This is a genomic window from Microcystis sp. LSC13-02 (assembly GCA_002282935.1).
Lineage (GTDB): Bacteria > Cyanobacteriota > Cyanobacteriia > Cyanobacteriales > Microcystaceae > Microcystis.
Window position 1 is genome coordinate 1 of the sequence record MTBT01000302.1, and the last position, 4,929, is coordinate 4,929.

Genomic DNA, 4,929 nt, shown 5'->3' on the forward strand with positions numbered 1-4,929 from the left:
TTTTAGCATATATTCCGTAAATGTGTTAATATTTAACAGTAAAGCCGTCGTAGAACGACGGGGTTTCAGACCCAAAATTTTCGATGATCGAAGTGGATTTACGTCATCAAAGTTTGGAACGGCTTCACAATCGAAGTGAGAGCGATCGCTGATTTGGTCTAGTGCGATGCCGAAGGCACTGCGTAGCAGTACGCCGATATTGCTGTGCTTCGCTGTCCCATATTGGTCGGATTTTCATCTCATCGGTAAAACAAAAGGGTTCCTTCAATCCGACATTCAAGGTAACTTCACCCAGTTTCCCCAAATCTCCAGAAATCAATATAATTAACTTCAGGCTTTCTCCTAACCTGATTTTTTCCATGATTCCTTTAACTCTTAATCTCTTGCAAGGTTCCGTTACTTTTCGTTTCAGTTCCAGTGCTGCCTTGGATTTGCAAAGGGAAATTAATATTTTACTTGATCGCCTGAAAGCGATCGCCAGTAATGCCGCTAGTGGGGGTAAACCCCAACCCCAAAAACCGCTGGAATATCAGCACACTGGTGATGTGTTTCTGGAAGTGTTTTGTAATCCCAATATTTATCCGAGTCCTTTTTCGGCTAAAGTTTTGTTAACGGTTCGTGACGATCGCCTACGCTTAACCACAGAAGCAGAATTAACCCGTGTGATCGAAGATTTAGAGCGTTATCTCGACCAAAATAGTTAGAATCGGGGGATTTTTGGGGTTTCGACCTTTCCTTGTCGTCCCACCTCTCCCCATCTGATTATTCTTCTCTAGCTTGCCATGTTACCGACCGATTTATTGATTTCCCGTCAAAATGGCGAGACAATTATTCCCAAACGCTTACCGATCGCGACCGATTATCTGGCGATCGCCCAAGAACAAATCACCTGTTTTCAGGAAAGTATCGGTCAAACTAAGGGAGAATTAAGCCAAAAACTCCTAATCTTGGAGGGAGACAGTCCCGATTATAAAATTAAACGGGGATTTGCTCACCTATTAACCAATCATTTTGCCACCTTTGAGATTATTAGTCCCTTAGAACCGCAGGAATTAAGAAAAAGAGTTTTTGAACAAGCGGCCAACTTTGTTCCTATTCCGCAAAATCGATCGCTAATTCTGGAGAAAATTGCCCAGCAACTCAGCCAAGAATTAAATCAAGAAATTTTTCCAGTGGCTCTAGAAAAAGGACTCTATGCTGATTTAGCGGAGAATAAAATTCTCACTCAATTTGATGCTCCTACCCCCGAAAACCTAATTCATCGTTTTAACCTCTCGCAAATTCAAGGTATTTTTTATCGGGCCAGTTATTTAATCATCAACGTCCACCGCAACGATCCAGGGGAATATAAATATCTCTTTCGCTATCTAAAACTATTTCGTTTAATGACTTATATCGAAGGGGATGCCGACACGGGATTTACTATTACTATCGATGGTCCCACCAGTTTATTTAAAGCTAATAGTCGTTATGGCATTGAAATCGCTAAATTAATTCCTGCCTTACTCCATGTTACTCACTGGAATCTGAAGGCACAATTACAGTATAAAGATTCCTATACAGGAACTATTAAAAAACAACAGTTTAATTTAGAGGATAACTGTGGTCTGGTGTCCCACTATTCCCCCGGGAAACCCTACGATAGTATGTTAGAGGAATCTTTCGCTAAACGTTGGTTACAGTTAAAAACTGAATGGCAACTAGAAAGGGAAGTGGATTTAGTGCCTTTACCCGGAGGAGTGATGATTCCCGATTTCCGTTTATTGCATCCCGATGGTCGCGTTTTTCTCCTCGAAATTGTTGGTTATTGGCGACCAGAATACCTACAAAAGAAATTTTTACAGGTTAAATCGGCCCAAGCAAATAATCTAATTTTAGCCGTATCGGAACGGTTAAATCTAGAAAAAGCTGGAGTTAAATTTCAAAATCTACCCGCTCAGGTTATCTGGTTTAAAGATAAATTATCACCCCAAGCAGTGTTAGAAGTTTTAAATTAAAGGGTTAGGCAGATGGAAGCTAAAAGCGGGAGTATCAAAGCATACTCCCGCTTTGGTTTAATCGGACTAGGTTAACTTTTTCGCTTAAGACCAGACGATGAGTGCTACATCATTGAGCAGTGGTAGGATTGATGGACACTTTCACCACTTTATTTTTTTCTTCTTCCGCTTTCGGGAGGGTGAGATTGAGAATGCCATCTTTGTATTCAGCAGTCACGTTATTGTTATCAACCTGGACTGGTAGAGGAATAACCCGATGGAATTTACCATAACGGAACTCAGTGCGGGTAAATCCTTCTTCTTCGGTTTTAATTTCCGATTTCCTTTCACCATTAATGGTCAGACTATTGGCTGTTACTTCTAGGTTGAGGTCTTTGGCCTCCATACCAGGTATTTCCAGTTTAATCTGAACTGCCTCTGGTGTTTCGGTTATTTCCGCCGCTGGGATGAAGGATAACCCCATTTTCTCGCCATTGCCTACATCAGTCGGCACAAGACGGTCAAACAAGCGATTCATTTCTTTCTGTAGGCTTTCTACTTCTCTGAAAGGTTCCCAACGTATAAGTGCCATATAATTCACCTCCGAAGTTTTCTTAACGCTAGAGATGTTGGTTTATCTCTACACTTTTAGGATAGATGAAATATTCTCTGACCGGGGTAGGGTTTTCGGTATTAAGTTTTTCCAGATTTCCGTACTATCTCCTATACTAGAGCTAGGTGAAAAAGTTTTTCCCGGGGAAGTGGGAAGTGGGAATTGGGGAGTGGGAATTGGGGAGTTTTCTCAGTGAACAGTAATTCAGTGAACTGATAACTGTTACTAAATCCGGTTATTAAAGAATGATTATTTATTCCCCCTTTTGCCTATTGCCTATTGCATGAGTGCCTGTCCTCATAAGTAGCCTATGCTCAACGGATTTAGTATGATAACTCAAATCTGATAACTGACTCCTAACCCCACCAACAAACTTTTTCAGCAAACCCTAATTATCTACTGATGAATAATTAAACTTTCTAAACTGGTTTGTAAATCTTGGGTTAATTGTGCTACGGCCGAGCGTCGATCACTTTTATAATCGGCATAGCGCTCGGATACGGAAATAGGTTTACCAATAGTTATTATCGCTTTTTGTTGACCAATTTGGGGACGAAAAAAGGGATTACCTCCCTTAATTCTTGTCACTAAATCCCAGAGTAATAAAATTGTCTCGGCAAATCTTTCTACGGTGGGTTTTTCTTTGACATAATAACCGGTTACTGACACGAAACTTTCGACAATTCTCATGTGCCACATTTTTAAATTAGCTTCATCAGCTAGGCGATCAGCTAATCCTAATTCAAGGGGAGAAATAGAGTGAGTGGGTTTTAATTCTTGGCGATAAATACGTTCCCATCCTGCTTGTTCCAAACGACGACAGCGATCGATTACATTACCATTAGGAGAAACATTAAAATACTTTTCTACGGTTTGTAGGGCCACATCTAATAAATTGGCTAAACGTTTGGCTAGGGTTTCGTTTGGATCATCGCCATTGGCAGGTACTACAGGCAAAGATTGATAGTAGAAATCTCGATAAAAATCCTCCATTAAAGATAATAATCTTTCTCCTAACCGAAAAAGACGCTCGTATAAAACCTTTTCTTCTAGGGATGAATTCGGGATTGATTCTAAACCGCTATCGGTTTCTAAATTAGTTAAAATTTGCTCGATTTTTTGCCACACTGGAGTCAGATAAAAATACTGAATACCAATAGGTAAAATAATTACTTCTTGCTGTTGTTTAGCTTTTTTGACATCATCCACCCCCCAAAAAGCCAATTGAGAAATACCCGGTTCAATAGCACTAACAAGCTCATTATGTCCGTTAGTTGCCCCTTCCGGAGCAGCGGCTAAAGGATAATCTCCTTCTAATAATAAACGACGAGCCGAACGCAATCCGATTAAATCGGCTTTTCCCCGTTGAATTGGTGTGCCACCTAACTTAGAATATAACCATCCTACCCTTTCTCCGGCCCATAAAGGAATCCCTCGATCATACATAAAATGAGCGTGAATTGGAGTGTTTAATTTTATTCCTAACTCTTGGGCTTTTTTGGGTACTAATTTCCATAAAAGATAGGCCATACAGTAGGGATCGTTAATACTGGGATGACGGAAAGCAAGCAGTAAACGGACTTTTTTCTCTTGACTTTTTTGATAAAATGTGATTAAAGTTTCTAGATTGGCGGCGGAAATTTCTCTTAAGTTGGTTTGAGTTTGTAACCAAAGAGGTAAAAAGATTTGACATCCCTTTAAAAGCAAGGGATTAAGGTCAGGGGGGATAAATTCGAGGGGAGGTTGCGCTCCCAAAGATAGATTAGACATATAAGTATAAGTAGTCGTGCCAAATAAATTTCCTAGTTGAGACTCCGAGAAAGGCATCAGTTATCAGATGTGAGTTTTCAGTTCACTGTTTACTGTTTAAGGAAGAATAAAAGAAAACTCTGATCAATAATTACCCACTGGTCAAAAGGTAATCACAGCAGCAAACAGGTGTCGAGCTAGATTTCAAATACACTGGGATTGCAGGATCCCTCAACCGTGAAAGGAGAAATTAACCGACTTTAAGCGAGGAGGAACACCAGTAGTTTACCTCCTCACCTAAACAAATACAGCTATACTATAGCTCTATCCCCATTTCTCGCAAACGAGCCGCCAGCTGTTGAGAACGCTGTCTTTCCGCTTCCAGAGCTTGCTGAGTAGCATTTAATTGCTCCTGTGCTGCGGCCGCTTGCTCCTGTGCTGCGGCCGCTTGCTCCTGTGCTGCGGCCGCTTGCTCCTGTGCTGCGGCCGCTTGCTCCTGTGCCGCTTCTTCTGGCAAGGGGATTAAATTGCCTTCCGGGTCATAAAATCTCGCCCAAATTGCCGTTTCTCGGTCAATAGTCCCCTCCCAAG

At 41.2% G+C, this 4,929-nt stretch carries 4 protein-coding genes and 1 pseudogene; 2 read left to right on the forward strand and 3 right to left on the reverse strand.

Annotated elements, in window-relative coordinates:
• Positions 1 to 359: 359 nt before the first annotated feature.
• Both BGL89_RS18820 and BGL89_RS18825 read left to right on the forward strand, forming a co-directional pair.
• A complete protein-coding gene (locus tag BGL89_RS18820) occupies positions 360 to 704 on the forward strand; it encodes a hypothetical protein (protein WP_286827048.1) in 345 nt (114 codons plus the stop codon).
• A 78-nt stretch (positions 705 to 782) separates the two neighbouring features.
• Positions 783 to 1,997, forward strand: coding sequence for a DUF790 family protein (locus BGL89_RS18825; protein ID WP_286827050.1), 1,215 nt, complete (start codon positions 783 to 785; stop codon positions 1,995 to 1,997).
• Between the two features lie 109 nt (positions 1,998 to 2,106).
• Here BGL89_RS18825 and BGL89_RS18830 read toward each other — a convergent pair whose 3' ends face one another.
• The 3 genes and pseudogenes from BGL89_RS18830 to BGL89_RS18840 form a co-directional block, all read right to left on the reverse strand.
• Positions 2,107 to 2,568 carry an Hsp20/alpha crystallin family protein gene (locus tag BGL89_RS18830; RefSeq protein WP_286827052.1) on the reverse strand — a complete coding sequence of 154 codons (462 nt, stop codon included), beginning with the start codon at positions 2,566 to 2,568 and terminating at the stop codon, positions 2,107 to 2,109.
• A 417-nt stretch (positions 2,569 to 2,985) separates the two neighbouring features.
• Positions 2,986 to 4,359: a 1-acyl-sn-glycerol-3-phosphate acyltransferase gene (locus BGL89_RS18835; protein WP_286827053.1), complete on the reverse strand. Its 1,374-nt coding sequence runs from the start codon at positions 4,357 to 4,359 to the stop codon at positions 2,986 to 2,988.
• A 295-nt stretch (positions 4,360 to 4,654) separates the two neighbouring features.
• A pseudogene (locus tag BGL89_RS18840) lies at positions 4,655 to 4,929 on the reverse strand (Uma2 family endonuclease); the annotation flags it as partial.

What these genes read in the sequence shown, in the direction of transcription:
- BGL89_RS18820 (WP_286827048.1), top strand. Translation starts at nt 360, where the DNA reads ATGATTCCTTTAACTCTTAATCTCTTGCAAGGTTCCGTTACTTTTCGT.
- BGL89_RS18825 (WP_286827050.1), top strand. Translation starts at nt 783, where the DNA reads ATGTTACCGACCGATTTATTGATTTCCCGTCAAAATGGCGAGACAATT.
- BGL89_RS18830 (WP_286827052.1), bottom strand. Translation starts at nt 2,568, where the DNA reads ATGGCACTTATACGTTGGGAACCTTTCAGAGAAGTAGAAAGCCTACAG.
- BGL89_RS18835 (WP_286827053.1), bottom strand. Translation starts at nt 4,359, where the DNA reads ATGTCTAATCTATCTTTGGGAGCGCAACCTCCCCTCGAATTTATCCCC.